This window comes from Neorhizobium sp. JUb45, assembly GCF_004343585.1.
Classification (GTDB): domain Bacteria; phylum Pseudomonadota; class Alphaproteobacteria; order Rhizobiales; family Rhizobiaceae; genus Neorhizobium.
Map to the genome: position 1 here is coordinate 108,792 of NZ_SLYW01000011.1, position 14,916 is coordinate 123,707.

13 protein-coding genes are annotated in these 14,916 nt (G+C 55.5%); 1 reads left to right on the forward strand and 12 read right to left on the reverse strand.

From position 1 onward, the window contains the following. Nucleotides 1-112: 112 nt before the first annotated feature. On the forward strand, nt 113-1,054 hold the full coding sequence (locus EDF70_RS26310) for a hypothetical protein (RefSeq protein WP_132280050.1): 942 nt from the start codon (nt 113-115) through the stop codon (nt 1,052-1,054). 254 nt (nt 1,055-1,308) lie between these two features. On the opposite strand, the gene EDF70_RS26315 is transcribed toward EDF70_RS26310, so the two are convergent. The 12 genes from EDF70_RS26315 to uxaC form a co-directional block, all read right to left on the reverse strand. Then, complete coding sequence (locus EDF70_RS26315; protein ID WP_132280053.1) at nt 1,309-2,109, reverse strand: WecB/TagA/CpsF family glycosyltransferase; 801 nt, start codon at nt 2,107-2,109, stop codon at nt 1,309-1,311. 39 nt (nt 2,110-2,148) lie between these two features. Continuing rightward, nucleotides 2,149-2,949 carry a response regulator transcription factor gene (locus tag EDF70_RS26320; protein ID WP_165932142.1) on the reverse strand — a complete coding sequence of 267 codons (801 nt, stop codon included), beginning with the start codon at nt 2,947-2,949 and terminating at the stop codon, nt 2,149-2,151. A gap of 274 nt (nt 2,950-3,223) precedes the next feature. After that, nucleotides 3,224-4,435 carry a polysaccharide biosynthesis/export family protein gene (locus EDF70_RS26325; protein ID WP_132280059.1) on the reverse strand — a complete coding sequence of 404 codons (1,212 nt, stop codon included), beginning with the start codon at nt 4,433-4,435 and terminating at the stop codon, nt 3,224-3,226. A gap of 9 nt (nt 4,436-4,444) precedes the next feature. Further along, nucleotides 4,445-5,326, reverse strand: a complete 882-nt coding sequence (locus EDF70_RS26330) for a hypothetical protein (RefSeq protein WP_132280062.1) — start codon at nt 5,324-5,326, stop codon at nt 4,445-4,447. Continuing rightward, nucleotides 5,323-6,282 carry a glycosyltransferase family 2 protein gene (locus tag EDF70_RS26335; protein WP_165932143.1) on the reverse strand — a complete coding sequence of 320 codons (960 nt, stop codon included), beginning with the start codon at nt 6,280-6,282 and terminating at the stop codon, nt 5,323-5,325. The genes EDF70_RS26330 and EDF70_RS26335 overlap by 4 nt, the downstream gene beginning before the upstream one ends. After that, nucleotides 6,279-7,766 (reverse strand): oligosaccharide flippase family protein, encoded by a 1,488-nt coding sequence (locus EDF70_RS26340; RefSeq protein ID WP_132280068.1) that lies wholly within the window; start codon nt 7,764-7,766, stop codon nt 6,279-6,281. Before EDF70_RS26340 ends, EDF70_RS26335 begins: the two co-directional genes overlap by 4 nt. 7 nt (nt 7,767-7,773) lie before the next feature. Beyond that, entirely contained in the window at nt 7,774-8,871 is a 1,098-nt protein-coding gene (locus tag EDF70_RS26345; RefSeq protein ID WP_165932144.1) for a polysaccharide pyruvyl transferase family protein, read from the reverse strand. A gap of 117 nt (nt 8,872-8,988) precedes the next feature. After that, entirely contained in the window at nt 8,989-9,951 is a 963-nt protein-coding gene (locus tag EDF70_RS26350; RefSeq protein ID WP_132280074.1) for a UDP-glucuronic acid decarboxylase family protein, read from the reverse strand. Continuing rightward, on the reverse strand, nt 9,951-11,327 hold the full coding sequence (locus EDF70_RS26355; protein ID WP_132280077.1) for a UDP-glucose/GDP-mannose dehydrogenase family protein: 1,377 nt from the start codon (nt 11,325-11,327) through the stop codon (nt 9,951-9,953). Before EDF70_RS26355 ends, EDF70_RS26350 begins: the two co-directional genes overlap by 1 nt. Before the next feature lie 32 nt (nt 11,328-11,359). Next, nucleotides 11,360-12,019 carry a sugar transferase gene (locus tag EDF70_RS26360; protein ID WP_132280080.1) on the reverse strand — a complete coding sequence of 220 codons (660 nt, stop codon included), beginning with the start codon at nt 12,017-12,019 and terminating at the stop codon, nt 11,360-11,362. Between the two features lie 333 nt (nt 12,020-12,352). Continuing rightward, nucleotides 12,353-13,252, reverse strand: a complete 900-nt coding sequence (locus tag EDF70_RS26365; RefSeq protein WP_132280083.1) for a DMT family transporter — start codon at nt 13,250-13,252, stop codon at nt 12,353-12,355. Between the two features lie 236 nt (nt 13,253-13,488). After that, a complete protein-coding gene (gene uxaC / locus EDF70_RS26370; RefSeq protein WP_132280086.1) occupies nt 13,489-14,895 on the reverse strand; it encodes a glucuronate isomerase in 1,407 nt (468 codons plus the stop codon). Between the last annotated feature and the right edge of the window lie 21 nt (nt 14,896-14,916).

Sequence of the window (14,916 nt, forward strand, 5' to 3'; positions counted from 1 at the left end):
ACCTATTGGTTTATTGCCAAAAGCAAATATAGGGCCGATAGAAATATATGGAAAATCATAGGCACGTGGCATGGTGCTATCGTGCTATATCCATAATCCATATGGTGTCGATATGCACGAACAGATCGAGCCTATAAGCGGAAAATGCTCCGTTATACTTATGCCGATAGGCCCCAACAGCTCAATCAACAACATAAAAGACACGATCAATAGTATCGCGGCATTTTCAACACAGGGCTCGGTTCTCGTTCTGGTCGACGAGACCCGCAGCGGCCTGAAAAAAACGCAACTGTCCGACAGCATGGCAATCAGCATCTGTCGGGCCGAGCCGGCCACAGGATACTCGGTCAGAGGACGCCTCTACACGAACCTGTCAAAAGCCATCACAACCATCATCGAGAACTACGATTTTGATGTTCTTCTACGCATGGATGACGATGCGCTGATGATCGGCGAAGGCGCACAAAGCGACGCGGCAAGGGCTTTCTCTCTTGATCCGTCGATCGGCGCGCTGGGAAGCTTTCGACACACATGCCTCGGACATCGCCGGGATTTCAGGCCAGCAGCGCGGCGCCTGGCGTTTGAGAGTTCATGGCTGGGCATGATGAAATCCCCGCGTTTGGCCAGGCGCCTGCGTCAGATACGCAAGATTGCGCAGGCGAACGGTTACGAGCCGGGCGAGCACAGCCTCGGAGCGGCCTGTTTCTACAGCCACGCGGCACTTGTTGCCATGCTGGAGGGCGGGCTGCTGGGCTGCAAAGATCTGAGCACGACATCGCTATGTGATGACCAATTGTTTGGCTTGCTGGTCGTGGCTGCGGGATTTCGTTCGTCAGATTTTGCCGGAGACGGCTACCCTCTGGGTCTGACATGGCAGGGCCTGCCAGCCAGCCCGTCAAGACTGGTCCAGATGAACAAGAAGATTGTCCATTCCGTCAAAAGCCACAATGGTCGCGACGAGGCGAACTTAAGGGCGGACTTCGCCCGTATGCGCCAGACCAGCATGCTCGTTGCTAACGCACACGTGAGTCCCGCTCACCAGAGCAACCGATGAAAGATGAGCTTTCAAAACCAACCGCCATCCGCCCCTTGCAACCAGAAGGTGTCGATCGCCGCCTCTTCATTCTGACAGGGGTCTCGATCCTTTTTTCCGCACCTTTGGCCGAGGCGACGGATCCCCGGAACAACCCGCGCCCTGTATCCGCGGGTTACAACTTCGATGCAAACTGTATTCGGCTAAGCTGGCCACCACCACTGCATACCAGTCTTTAGTCAAAACACCGCGGAAAAGAGCCAAGGCTTTTGAAGTCAGGCCCGACCGATCACTTTACGGCGCCGGGACCAGATGAGCCTTCGGGCCAGAAGCAGCGGCTCCAGCAGGTAACGCCTGGAATAACGCCGCGGATCATTGGCCAGCCTGTAGAACCATTCGAGCCCCAGCCTGCCCCAAAATCTGGGCGGACGCTTTTGTCCACCTGTGAAATATTCGAAAAATGCACCCGAACAGATGGCGACACCATAGTTCAATTGGCCGGAGTAAAGTTGAAGAAACTCTTCCTGGCGCGGCATTCCCATCCCCACGATCAAAAGGTCCGGCTTGAAGGCATTGACGGCGCTGAGCGTCTCGGAGAGTTTTGACCCTGTCGTCGTGTCCGACATGTCGAAAAACCCATCCCATCCCCTGATCTGAAGCCCCGGAAACTCGCTACGAAAATACACGAGCCCCTTTTGGCAGATTTCGGGGGTGGATCCGATATATCCGACCGTCCAGCCTTCGCTTTCACAAAGCGCCAATGCGTCCAATGCCCAGTCCAGATATGTCAGACGATGGTAAGACTTGGCGCCAATTCCTCGTGCCTTCAACAGCCATACGATCGGCATTCCGTCGATATGCACGAAAGTGTTTTTTGCGTTGATCAGCGAGGCCATACCGGCCGAGTTTTCGAGGCAATGCAGTGCATGCAGATTAAGGTTGGCGATAATCGTTTTGGATCGTGTCGACAGACGATATTTCAGGAATTCCAGCAAGCTTACTTTGCTGAAGAGATCGACGGGCCATGAAAACAAATGGTGCCGCAAAGGCAAAGCCGGTTGATATTCGATTTCCATCACGCCCCCCTGGGAAAGGTATCGAACCGAGCAAGCCTTTTACGACAACAGAATCTCTGACGTGCAACGCCAGGCGGCACCGAAGAAAAGCATGAGCGATATAAATCCGGATCGGATTCCTGCGTTTGTGGCTTCTGTTCTATTCCTCACACCCAATTTCCGCAGAATGTGATGAATATGAATTCGGACTGTGTTCTCCGAAATTGCCATCTTATTTGCGATGACCTTGTTCTGCATCCCGGTCATCAGGAGGCGTAAAACTTGTTTTTCCCGCTCGGTCAGCGCGAACTCTCTCAAGCTGCCATTGGTGTAGCCTTCCGGACGAGGGCCGGCCGGTGGAACGTGCGCCACGCGCCCGAAGCCGCTACCATGCACGCCGTTGAGGACCAGAGACGGAAAGTTTTGATCAAGCTGTGTCCACGGCATGATCTCGCCGCCGGCATTTACCACACACAGAATAGCGGCACAGGTATCCGGGTTTGCGGTCACAGGAATAAAGCCATGAGGCTTGCCATAACGCGCCTTAAGAAGCACAGCGCTACTGTAAGCTTCACGCTCTTCGCTATCAAACACCGCTACAAAACGTGCGTCCGGAAATTCTATCTGAAGGTGATTTATCACGGAATCGGCATTATCTATCGACGTCAGGTCAAGTATTATTAGAAGATGCCGCGAATTTACTTCGCTTTTTCTTGGAAGATAATTCGAGTCTACCTTAGTCAGGGATCCGCATCCCTGGAACAAATCCATCAATGTTTTTGTCTTTTTGGCATCGCCGCGCAGGCCACTGCCAACCAGCAGTGACCATTTGGAGCTTTCAGCTGTTGAATCACACAACATATTCCCTCCATATCTCATCAATCTTCGTTAAAGGCCGATCTATGATTTAATGGGATATATTTAGCTTAAAAAAGCTAGATATCTACATATGATCAATTCGGACGACCATCAGTTTAAAATACAATACAGCTTTTCATTGTACATGATACACTTAATATAAAAATCATTAATACATTAAATTCTATCTAGTAAATTTGGACTATTTAATTAGTAATTGCGAATATAAGGGCAGCAATCGGGACGCACTCGAAAGAAAACCGAGTACAAGTCACGATTATTGGGAGATAGATGCAGCGACTATCTTCAAGACGTCCCCGGCCTTAACGGGATCGTTCTCGTTCGCAGAAATTTCGACAATGCCCTCGCCAGCAGCACGGACGATCCTGTAGGACGGCTGCTGCTGCATATCAGACGCCCATTCTCTATATGTCGCAGGAGCAGACACCAACGCTTCATTGACGAGCGCCTTTGCGGTTTTAAGCTTTGCCTGGGCCTGAGCTAGCTCGACCTCGGCATCATGCAATTCCTGCGCATCATCGCGCTCGCGACTGTCGACAAGATTACGTAACGATTGCTCACTCTGAGTTACACCTTGCTCCGCCCGTAAGACCAAGCTCAAAAGCTCCTCTTCCTCCCCCCGAATGTCGGCCAACAGGCGCTCCCGCTCCAGCGCGACAGACGAGGCGGTGGCTCCGGATGTGGCGAGCTTGTAATCGACATTGAGGCGAGCCTGCGTGGCGGCAACTTCGACCCCCTTCAATTTCACCCGCTCCCGCAACGACGCAACCTCCGCCCTGTACGTCTTCGCAAGCTTGCTCAGCGCATCGACCTGCCCAGAAAGCAGCTTTCGCTTGGCATTGAAGATCATTTGTTCCTGCTGAATGAAGCTATTCAACAGCGCGTTTTTGTCAGATTCGACGCGCACGACTTCCGGCTTGAACTCGGGAAAATCATTGCGCTCCGCATGAAGCCTCTGAATACGAAGGCGCAATTGTGCGGAACTGATCTGCAGCGTCTGGACAAGGCCCTCTGCATTGGTGGCATCACGCTCCAGCCGCAGAACATCGCCACCCGAGGGGCGATACAGCCCGCCTGCCGCCCCCAACGCCTTAAGCACGGTCATCCCGGGCTCGTAGGTGTAGCGTCCCGGCCGATCGACGTGTCCGACAACGTAATAGGGACGATACTCGACGATCTGGACCGTCACGCGGGGCGTTTCCCGCAGTTTTTCAGCTTGTGCCAAAGCCGCCGCGATCAGCGCGCCGGCCTCACCCGTCGAATGCCCTTCCACTTTGACATCTCCGATCAGTGGCGCACCGATCTCACCGGAGGGACCGACGGCAAAGGTTCCGCTCAGCCCCGGATACTCGTAGACGCTGATGCTGATTTTATCCTGCGCGCCAAGTCGGTAATCCTCTGCGGATGCCGGGCCGCAGATCGCGGCCCCGAGCGCCGTGGCTAGAAGCAACTTGCTGACAATGGGCATGATCGTCTCCTATGGTTGGGGATCAAAGTTCATGTGGGTTGTTGGAGAAGTTTGGTATCCGGGACTGCGGTAGCCCAGACCGACGGAGGTCGCGGGCGCGAAATCGCCATTTGGCGGCTTGCCTATGCGTATCCGGGCGGGCTGACCTTTGAGATCCATTACTCTCTGACTCAGGTCTGGCCACCAGACGTAAGTGCCTTGGGCATCCGCAGCGATTTCCATGCCTTGGCGGGGGGAGAAAAAGGTTCTCGGGTCCAGTCCATGCGGGACGTCACAATAAACCTCGCTGAAATAGAGAAGGTGGCGGGTGTCCGAAACCTCGGACATATTCTTGAAAAGGTAGATGAGACGTGCGCTCGGCTGCAATCCGTTCGCGGTATTGAGAGTGAAATTGCAGCGGCGGATATCGATCTTGCCACTGATGGCCACCGTCGGCCTGAGGTATAGCCCCTGGTAGTCGGTATCAGCGGTCAGGCAGTCGATCTTCAGATCGTGCAGCGAATAGTCCAGCTGGAAAACGTCGGCATGGATCTCGTCAAAACTTCCGCGGACATTCTCGACGCGGCAATTCTGGATATAGACATCCGGAAAAAGACTGTAAGGAGCAGCTTGACGATATGTGCCGCCGGCGGAAAAGGCATCCCCCGATCGCATCATGACAATGTGGCGCCCCTCGATGAAGATCGAATGCGAGACGTCTTTGTAACGCTCGGCAGCTCCCCCATCCCAATCCCATATCTGTTTGCCTCCAACATGATGAACATGTCGGCCGCCGACACATTGAAACGTTCCGTTTCGCACCTGCTCACTGGGCAGAAAGACGGCATCCGCGAGCGGATCGAGTTCCTGCCGGAAAAAACCAACTGGCAGTTGATAACGCGTTGGAGTCATTGTTTGAGACCACCATCCTCCAATGCAGGTGGGCGAAACCTTGCCTTAAGGCCCAACAATCCGTTGACGAGTGCCCGATAACCGGGGCCGGCAAGCAGGATCTGCCCGAGGATCCGTGGTGCGAGAGCCGGGCGATAGCAGCCAACGACGACAGCGATGCCGAAATAACCAAGGGCTTTCAGCTTCTCTCCGCGCAAGGCAAGCGCCCGCCCGACGTGCCAACCGCGATATCCGGCTATTGCTTGTCTGGTGGCGAGCGGTTCGATGAATTCCAGCCATTTCAGCAGATGTTCGGGACGCGGTATTGCGGATATTCTGGTTCCCGACGAGGCATCATTCCATAGTGCGCCTGGCTCCTCGATCATGACCAGCGGCACACCGCTTGCTGCCACGCGGACGGCAAAATCGGTATCCTGCGCGCACTGCAGCCAGTCGAGATACCGCACCGTTTGGGCGGTCTGAGTGGCGATGACCACCGTGCTGGTCTGAACGAACCCGGTATCGGTCATGAGGTAATCGCTGATATTCTCGCCTTTTCGGGGCGGCCGTGGCGGCTTGAGAAAGGTTCTCCCGTTGCCGCGATCGACGACAACCCGCGCATATACCAAGGCGGCTGGTGTTTGCATCAATGCCTTCATGCTGCGTTCCAAATGGCCGGCAAGAAACACGTCGTCGGAATCCAGCATTGCGACATAGTGGCCGTTTGCACTGTCGATACCGCGATTGCGCGCGACATTGGCGCCGGATTTCGGTTGTCGAATGCAGATGATGCGTGGATCGGATAACGCTGCCAAAATCTCCGGCCCGTTATCCGTCGATCCGTCATCGACGACGATGACCTCAAAATCCTGCATGGATTGGCTGAGAACGGAGGCGACCGCATCGGCAATCTTGTCTGCTCGATTGTGAAGCGGAATTACCACCGAAACCATGGGAGTATTGCGGGGATCACTCATGCGGCAGGGCCTCCCTTTAGGGTCAAATGTCGAAGAAATCCATTCAGTTGAGCCCGCAATCCTGCCGAGGTGCAGCGTTGATATGTGATCCACGCCACGAAAGCAGAACTGACCGTCAGCGCAAGCCATAGCGATATCATCGCGTAGCCGGACGTCGGCCCCTTACCAATCGCTTCAATGGCTGCGGTCACCCCCAGCATCACAGCGCCGCAAACGGCACCGGGGAGAATGCGTTCGAGTATTCGTCGCAAGGGAATGACGGAGTTTCTGCTGAACAGGACGAGCATCGCAACCAACCCGCACGATTGAGAAACGACATAAGCGCCTGCGATCATCGGCAGCCCGTGGGGCGCCGCCCAATAGATCGCGCCAATCACCACGACCATCTGGAGGACCTGAACGACTGCGCGTGAACGGATATGTCCCGCCGCTCTCGCGGCGCTGAGAAGAATACGGTCGACACCCCGTATAAAAAGAGTGATCGAGGCGATCTGCATCGGCAGAACAAGCTCTGTCCAGGCGGGGCCGAAAGCCAGTTCGATGGCGAAGGGCGCAATGCCTGCGGTGATTGCCGAGACGGGTATCGTTACCAGACTGACGATCTCTATGGTCAGCAAAGTAGTTTCCCTTGTCCGATCCATGGAGGCCCTGTGACGGGATAGAGTCGGCATCACAAGCTTGTCTATCGGTTGGACGAGGCATGTCAGTTGAAGCAGGATGATCTGATAGAAGCGCGTCCACAAACCGGCTGCGGCGGCCCCAAGGACAGCGCCGACCAGGGGCCTTTGCGCATACACGGTGATGATATTCGCCGCTTCTGCAATCGTCAGTGAAAAGCTTGACGAGACGATCCGGCGCAACTCGGCGATATTAGTTCTGAAGCCCAGGAAATCACGGCAGGCGAATAATAATCCCGCGGCCTGAATCAATGCACCGACCACTTGGCCGGCGACCAGAGCCCATACGCCCCACCCATGGTAGGCCAATGCAACCGCGAGGATCAGATTGCCAAACGTGGCGGCTGCCAGGTCGCAGATGGCGAGCGCCTTGAAAGCAAAAAGCCGCCTTCCGAAAGCCTCAAGCGTATTCAGCAGCACCTGCACGGGAATATAAAAAGAAAGTGCCACCAGAACAGCTGACAGTTCGCCACCGATCCGCTCCTGCATGACCGAGATCGCGATCAGATAAGCCAAGGTTACCGTGGCACTGACGACTAAACCCGCCAGCACTGCCGCAACCAGCGATTTTGAACCAACCTCGTCCAGGCAGATAAGGTTCGTGGGAATTCCCATCTGGGCAAATGTCGACAGGATCATCACGGCCGACATCGCGACACCATAATAGCCGAACACGGTCGGAGGCAGCAGCCACGAAAGAACCACCAAAGCCAATAGCCGTGACAGTATCTGCGAAAGGGCCTGAAACACTGTCCATGAAAGAGATTGACGCGCTGAGCGCAGAGGCAACGTGGCGTGATAAGCCATGATCGCCTCAAGATCCAAACAGGGCTTCAGCCCTGTAACAAATCATCTGGCTAGCGTTGGTGAACGCAGCCTGTACGACCTTCTGCCGTATCATAAGACCGGCAATATCCGGCAGCGTCTCATCGTTGGGGTTGAGCCAATGATCTCCCAGGCCAAGATCGCCGAGCAGCCCAACAATCTTGACGTTGCTTTCTGGAAACAGAAGCCCGAGCGGAACTGCGCCGCAGGCACTTGCCAACAACAGGGCATGCAGCCTGTTGCTAACGATCAGATCGGCGCGACTGTAGATGTTTGTCAGCCTGTCAATGTTCTGCTCCTCGCTCATCACCGACCTGATCCTGCCGGCATAACGGTCCTTAAGATAGCGGGCAAACGCGTCGTCGAGGCCGACCTGCGCCACGAAATGAAGCGATACCGGACGGTTGACCGACACCGCGTCGATTACCTGATCCAGTTTCGTGACCAGCATCGCCCTATCCACCTGACCGAGATTGTCATCACGCAGGGACACCGCGATGTTGAAATGGTGATCAACTTTCGAGAAACCCTCGGTTGGATCAAGGGCAAGCGCGAAGTCTGGAAAATAGCCGCAGTTTCGAAAACCGTATGTTCTTGCCAGGTCCAGTGAGTTCGAATCGCGGATGCCGATATGGGCGTAGAACCGAGACATAAACGCTTCAAAGCGAAGTCGCCCCCTCGACATCCGCCCCAGCGATACCCCCAGGCGGACAATCCTGACGCCAGCAAGTGTCAGCATCAGCATCAACGCGCCGCGCAACATCACATCCCGGTCGAAGAAACCGCCTGGATCACCCGGAGTGAGGGCCAGGTACGGCCTCTCCGTTCGACTGAAGCGAGCCTTTGTACCCGCCAGAACGGCGCCAAGCCAAAGAGCAGGACGACTTTCGTAATGCAATTCCTGCGGCTCAAGGCGGAGCTGCTTTATGAAGGCCTCCGGCGCACCGGATTGGGCGACGCGAACTCTGCCCCAACGCCGCAAAACCTTCAGCAATTCACGATTGATGAGGGCATCGCCGGCATTTTCGTATTGGGTATTGGCAGAGAAAAAGAAAATGGCGCGCGGCAGCGCATTGTTCGCGACCAACCCCGGCCTCTCCAACAACACGGGGGAGACGGGACTGGAACCTTCAAACGGGGATGACCGATCCATCTTCATTTCGAGACGATGTCCTCTGCAGCGGTGCGTGGTCATGCAAATGGCCTAGGCCGCCTGAACATTTTCCGGTTGCTTGAGGATGTTGTCGAAGTAGAGGACCGTCTTTTCGAGGCCTTCGCGCAGAGCGGTCTTCGGCTCCCAACCAAGCGCCTGCCTCGCAAAGGAGATGTCCGGGCAACGCTGGCGGGGATCGTCCTCCGGTAGCGGCATGTTGACGATAGCCGACTTGCTTCCCGTCACCTCTATGACCAGTTCGGCAAGTTCGCGTATGGTGAACTCGACCGGATTACCGATATTCATGGGTCCAGTGACGGATGCACCGCTTTCGAAAAGTCGGAAAATGCCGTCGATCAGATCATCGACATAGCAGAAGGAGCGTGTCTGCCGACCATTGCCATAAATCGTGATGTTTTCGCCGCGCAGGGCCTGCATGATAAAATTCGAAACGACACGACCGTCATCCGGCCGCATATGCGGACCATAAGTATTGAATATACGCACGACCTTGACCGCAAGTCCGTGCTGCCGCTGATACTCGAAGGTCAGCGCCTCAGCGACGCGTTTTCCCTCATCGTAACATGCCCGCGGGCCGATCGGATTGACCATCCCACGATAGGTTTCGACCTGTGGGTGGACCTCGGGGTCGCCATATATTTCCGATGTCGACGCCTGAAAGAAGCTGGCCTTACTGGACTTTGCAAGTCCGAGCAGATTGAGCGTGCCTTGGAAATTGATCTTCAGGGTGCCGATACCGTTGGCCTGATAATCGGGCGGTGAAGCCGGGCAGGCAAAATTCATCACAGCATCGCACTTGCCGATATAGGCCTCGCGGACGTCGTGACCGATGAAATGAAACGCCTCATGATCCATCGACTGGCTGAGATTGCCCACACGCCCGGTGTGAAAATTATCGAGACCTGTCACCTGATACCCGCCAAGCAGGAGGCGATGCGCGAGGTGTGATCCGAGAAAGCCGGCGGCACCGGCCAGAACAACATGCTTTGCCATCACGCAACCTCCATCTCAACCGGAACATCGATCATGTGCTGCCCATTCGGCTTGCCCAGTCCGCAATAGGCTCCCGCGAAACGTTCCACGCTCTGCTTCGACATCACGTTCCGTAAATCGATCACGGTCTTGCCGCGGCTGTTTTCCATCAGCTCATTGAGATCGAGATCACGAAATTCCGGCCATTCCGTCAGAATGACCACCGCATCGGCATCTTTCGCCGCTTTGAAGACATCGGCTTCAATACGAATATCCGGCATCAGCAATTGTGCGTTCTCGCCTGCTATCGGATCATACCCGACCACCTGCGCACCAAGCCGAACAAGGCCCGGAACGATGACCAGCGCGGGAGAGTCCCGCATGTCGTCGGTATTGGCCTTGAAGGCCAGGCCGAGCACCGCAATACGTTTACCCTCCAGCCTTCCGCCGATTGCCTTGCGGATCTTGCTGATCATCATCAGTTTGTGCCGATGATTGGCCGCAATTACCGCCTCGACGATGGTGAGCGGGGAGTTATATTCGATCGCCGTTTTAACGAGCGCCTGCGTATCCTTGGGAAAGCACGAGCCACCATAGCCAGGTCCGGGCGTCAGGAAATCTCGCCCGATCCGAGCATCGGCACCGACACCGGCCACGACTTCGTCGATATCCGCTCCGGCCTCTTCGGCAAGCCTTGCCACCTCATTGATGAACGAGATCTTGGTCGCGAGAAAAGCGTTGGCAACGTATTTCACAAGCTCTGCCGTCTGCACCGAAGAGACCAGATGTACAGCGGCGCCCGCCTCCGCAATGGGCCGGTAAATCTCTTCAAGTGTCCGCCGAGCCTGTGCGTTGGAGGAACCGATGACGATCCGGTCAGGGTTCATGAAGTCCTTGATTGCCGCGCCTTCACGCAAAAATTCCGGGTTGGAGGAAATCGCAAATCCGGAACTGGGGATATAACGGCCGACGATTTGCTCGATCTCACTATTCGTGCCGACAGGAACCGTGGATTTTGTGACGAACAGGATTTGCTCGGGCCGGGATTGGCGCTGTATCGCCGCATGTCGGGCAATATCACCCACGGCCGCAAAAACGTAATCGAGGTTGGCGCCGCCATCGAGGGCAGATGCCGGCGTTCCGACACAAATGAAAAACACGCTGACATCGGCGTCGATTGCATCCTGGATCTGTGTTGTGAAGATCAGGCGGCCAGCATCCTGATTGCGGGCGACCAAATCCTCAAGCCCTGGCTCGTAGATCGGCATCTGCCCATCGCGAAGCTTGGCTATTTTATCCTCGTGGATATCCACACAGGTAACGTGATGCCCTATTTCCGCAAAGCATGCCCCCGATACGAGGCCGACGTAGCCGGTGCCAATGACACAGATTTTCATGCCAGCTCTCCAGTTGTTGGTTCAAGTCGCTTTTAGAAGGCGTTGGTACCCTTGATGACGCATGGAATGGTTGCGCAGAGAATGCCGAGATCGAGCGCGAGAGACTGATTTTCCACATAGGACCGGTCCGCCGCGATCCTTCGCTCCATGTCGCCCAGGCTGGCAGTTTCCCCGCGGCTACCCATGATCTGTGCAAGCCCCGTTATGCCGGGCTTGACACGAAAACGGTCACGGTAATGGTGAATCTGCCCTGCAAAATCGTCATCCAGCTTGAGCGGATGAGGACGCGGTCCGACCAGCGACATCGAGCCCAGAAAAACGTTGAAAAGCTGCGGCAGCTCATCGAGGCTGGTGGCGCGCAATATCTTTCCGAGAGGCGTTACCCGGGGATCGTCGCGGACGCATTGCGTGAACGTGCTCGGTTCGCGCGTAACGTACATCGTCCGATATTTATAGCATTTGAACGGGACACCACCCAAGCCGTAGCGGGCCTGAACGAACAATGCCGGACCGGGTGTGGTCAGCTTTACGGCGACGTAAAGCAGGGTCAGGAGTGGCAGTAGCGCCAAGATCGCGATTGCCGAAATAGCGAGATCTACCACACGTTTTATAGAAAATTCCGGGCGTTCGAACGGAGGATTGATCGTAGCTGAAGACATATTAGCCTCGATTGCCAATTCGAATTTCAGCAAATGCTGATTTTCGAAAATTAACCTGCCGTTAATTTTTCAGCTTCGAATGAATAGGTCAACGGACTAGATATCGTCAATTCTATCTATTTCAAAAACTTTACTAGGCATTAACTTCTGAAAAAGAATTAATTCATAACTTTTACAGACACCACAAATTTCAATAAATAAAAATCCCGGAAACACACGGGAAATACATTAAAAAACGAAATACACCTCATAAGCAGTTTTTCCCGGCCAGATAGGACGATGGCAAACGTGATGAAATAGGCGGCTGTGTCGGATACGGCGCAGAAAAACGGGCATGATCGCATGCAAGCAGCCAATGCCGTTTGTCTAAAGCCCGTTCGAACTCAACAATCGCCTATTCGCCCGACGCTCCCAAACGACCAGAACCAGGCTGGATGCCACGATCAGCATGGCGCCTGCGAAAACATTTTCGGCCGGGATTTCTGCCCAAACCAGATACCCGAACACGAACGCCCAAATTAGTCCCGTATACTCAACGGAGGCCAAAGCTGACGCCGGTGCATACCTAAATCCCTCGTATACGAGATATTGCCCCACTGTTGCGACGATGCCGAGCGCAAGCATCAGCAGCCATCCCTCGGCATCCGGTGTTTTCCAAACCCACGGGAAAGACGCTGCGCAAGCAATGGCAAACAGAAAGCTTGTCGCATACATCTGGGCGAGCGTGGTTTCACTCCTGCTGACGAGACGGATCAGTATGGTGCTGAGAGCCCAGCAGAAACCCGCGGCAACGCACATCGCGGCCGGGAGAAAGCTTGCGGAGTTGCCCGGATTGGCGGCGATGAGAACGCCGACGAAACCGATGAGACAGGCAAGCCAGCGGCCTGGCCCGACGGTTTCCTTGAGGATGAAAATCGAGAGCACCATCACCATCACGGGTGCCGAAAAATACAGCGTCGTGAGCTCTGCCAGACCAAGCCACTTGGCCGCATTGAAAAACAACAGCCAGGCCGCCAACATCAACGCCGCACGCAAGACAATCGTAGACCTGTGAGGGCTTTTCAAGATGGAGGCGTGTCCACGGATGCGAGCCAGCACCCCGGCGATGAGAACGATGACGACACTTCGAAAGAATAGTATTTCGGGGACTTCGTAATCCGCCACGAGCCACTTCACGATGGCGTCCTGGAGGGCAAAGCAGCTGTATCCAGCCGAGGCCAAGGCGATACCGACGAGCGCCCTACCCTGCTCATTCACCTTAGACAATTCATACCCCTGCCCTCACACCCGGTCGGCCGATTCTGCCAACCTGCTGGTTATTGATCCCAAAAGCGAGCGCAGCGCAATGATGTCAACATGTGACACACAACCTGCAGGGGACGTGGCCATCACAGGCCGGAGCCGAAGCTGGGATCCGGCCTGAACATCGCGCCAGCGGCAGCCGATCTTCAGGACGAGGAGCCAAGCCTCATTCGAAAGCCGGACGCGAAAATGAAGTTTCCTTACATTTTATAGGATCGCTTGGCCAAACCATAGGCAAGATCATGGGCAACATCCAAAGCCTCATGCTCCCCGAGGCGGCCGGAGACAACCATGCTGGCGAGGAAGCCGCAATCCACACGCCTTGCGACATCATGGCGGGCGGGTATCGAGCAGAAGGCACGGGTATCGTCGTTGAAACCCACGGTATTGTAAAAGCCCGCCGTTTCGGTCACGGCTTCGCGATAACGCCGCATACCTTCGGGGCTGTCGTAGAACCACCACGCCGGTCCAATCCTCAGGCAGGGATAGGCCCCGGCCAGAGGTGCGAGTTCCCGCGAATATGCGGTCTCGTCCAATGTGAACAGGATAACTGTGAGGTCGTGCCGCATACCGACCGCATTCAACAATGGCTGAAGTGCGGTCACGTAATCGGTGCGACCGGGAATATCAAAACCCTTGTCACGGCCGAACATTGCCATCACGCTGGGCGAATGGTTGCGGCGCGAACCCGGATGGATCTGCAACACAAGGCCATCTTCCAGGCTCATCCGCGCCATCTCCGTCAGCATCTGGCCACGGAAGGCATCGGCTTCGGTGGCCGAACATGTACCTTTGAGAACCTTATGAAAGAGTGCTGCGGCTTCATCCTGCGGCATATCCTCGGTTCTCGCAGAAGGATGCCCGTGATCTGAGGATGTCGCGCCATATTGCTTGAAGAAAGCACGCCGGGCACGATGGGCGTCGAGATAGCCCGTCCATGTAGTCGTATCAAAGCCGGTCTGCTCGCCCATCAACATGATGTTTTCGGTAAAGCCCGCCATTTCCGGGTCGACAACATTGTCAGGCCGGTAGGCGGTAACGACACGTCCGTCCCATCCGCTTTCACGGATCATCTTATGCCAGCGCAGGTCATCTGTCGCTGCTTCCGTTGTGGCGATCGCCTCGATGTTGAAACGCTTGAACAGCGCGCGCGGCCGAAATTCCGGCTGCGAAAGGCAGGCCGAGATATGACCGTAATACCAGTCGGCCGTATCGGCATTCAGTCTCCGGTCGATGCCAAACACCTCCTGAAAGGAGTGATCCAGCCACAGGCGCGACGGCGTGCCGCGAAAGAGATGATAGTTCTCGGCGAACAGTCGCCAGATATTTCGGCCATCCGTTTCCACCGGCCCGCCATCGGCACGCGGTACGCCGAGATCGGCTATGCCGACACCCTGCGAGACCAGCATGCGGAAGACGTAATGATCCGGCGTGACGATCAACTGCGCCGGATCCGGAAATGCAGCATCTTCCGCATACCAGCGCGGATCGGTATGCCCGTGCGGGCTGATGATCGGCAGGTCGCGCACCTGATCGTAAAGCTCACGAGCAATACGTCTCGGGCGCTCTTCGGTCGGCAACAGTCGATCGTCATCCAGCAGTTTCATGGGGATTGCCTTTCCTGATTG

Coding starts and splice junctions, on each gene's coding strand:
- EDF70_RS26310 (WP_132280050.1), top strand. CDS start 113: ATGCACGAACAGATCGAGCCTATAAGCGGAAAATGCTCCGTTATACTT.
- EDF70_RS26315 (WP_132280053.1), bottom strand. CDS start 2,109: ATGGAAATCGAATATCAACCGGCTTTGCCTTTGCGGCACCATTTGTTT.
- EDF70_RS26320 (WP_165932142.1), bottom strand. CDS start 2,949: ATGTTGTGTGATTCAACAGCTGAAAGCTCCAAATGGTCACTGCTGGTT.
- EDF70_RS26325 (WP_132280059.1), bottom strand. CDS start 4,435: ATGCCCATTGTCAGCAAGTTGCTTCTAGCCACGGCGCTCGGGGCCGCG.
- EDF70_RS26330 (WP_132280062.1), bottom strand. CDS start 5,326: ATGACTCCAACGCGTTATCAACTGCCAGTTGGTTTTTTCCGGCAGGAA.
- EDF70_RS26335 (WP_165932143.1), bottom strand. CDS start 6,282: ATGAGTGATCCCCGCAATACTCCCATGGTTTCGGTGGTAATTCCGCTT.
- EDF70_RS26340 (WP_132280068.1), bottom strand. CDS start 7,766: ATGGCTTATCACGCCACGTTGCCTCTGCGCTCAGCGCGTCAATCTCTT.
- EDF70_RS26350 (WP_132280074.1), bottom strand. CDS start 9,951: ATGGCAAAGCATGTTGTTCTGGCCGGTGCCGCCGGCTTTCTCGGATCA.
- EDF70_RS26355 (WP_132280077.1), bottom strand. CDS start 11,327: ATGAAAATCTGTGTCATTGGCACCGGCTACGTCGGCCTCGTATCGGGG.
- uxaC (WP_132280086.1), bottom strand. CDS start 14,895: ATGAAACTGCTGGATGACGATCGACTGTTGCCGACCGAAGAGCGCCCG.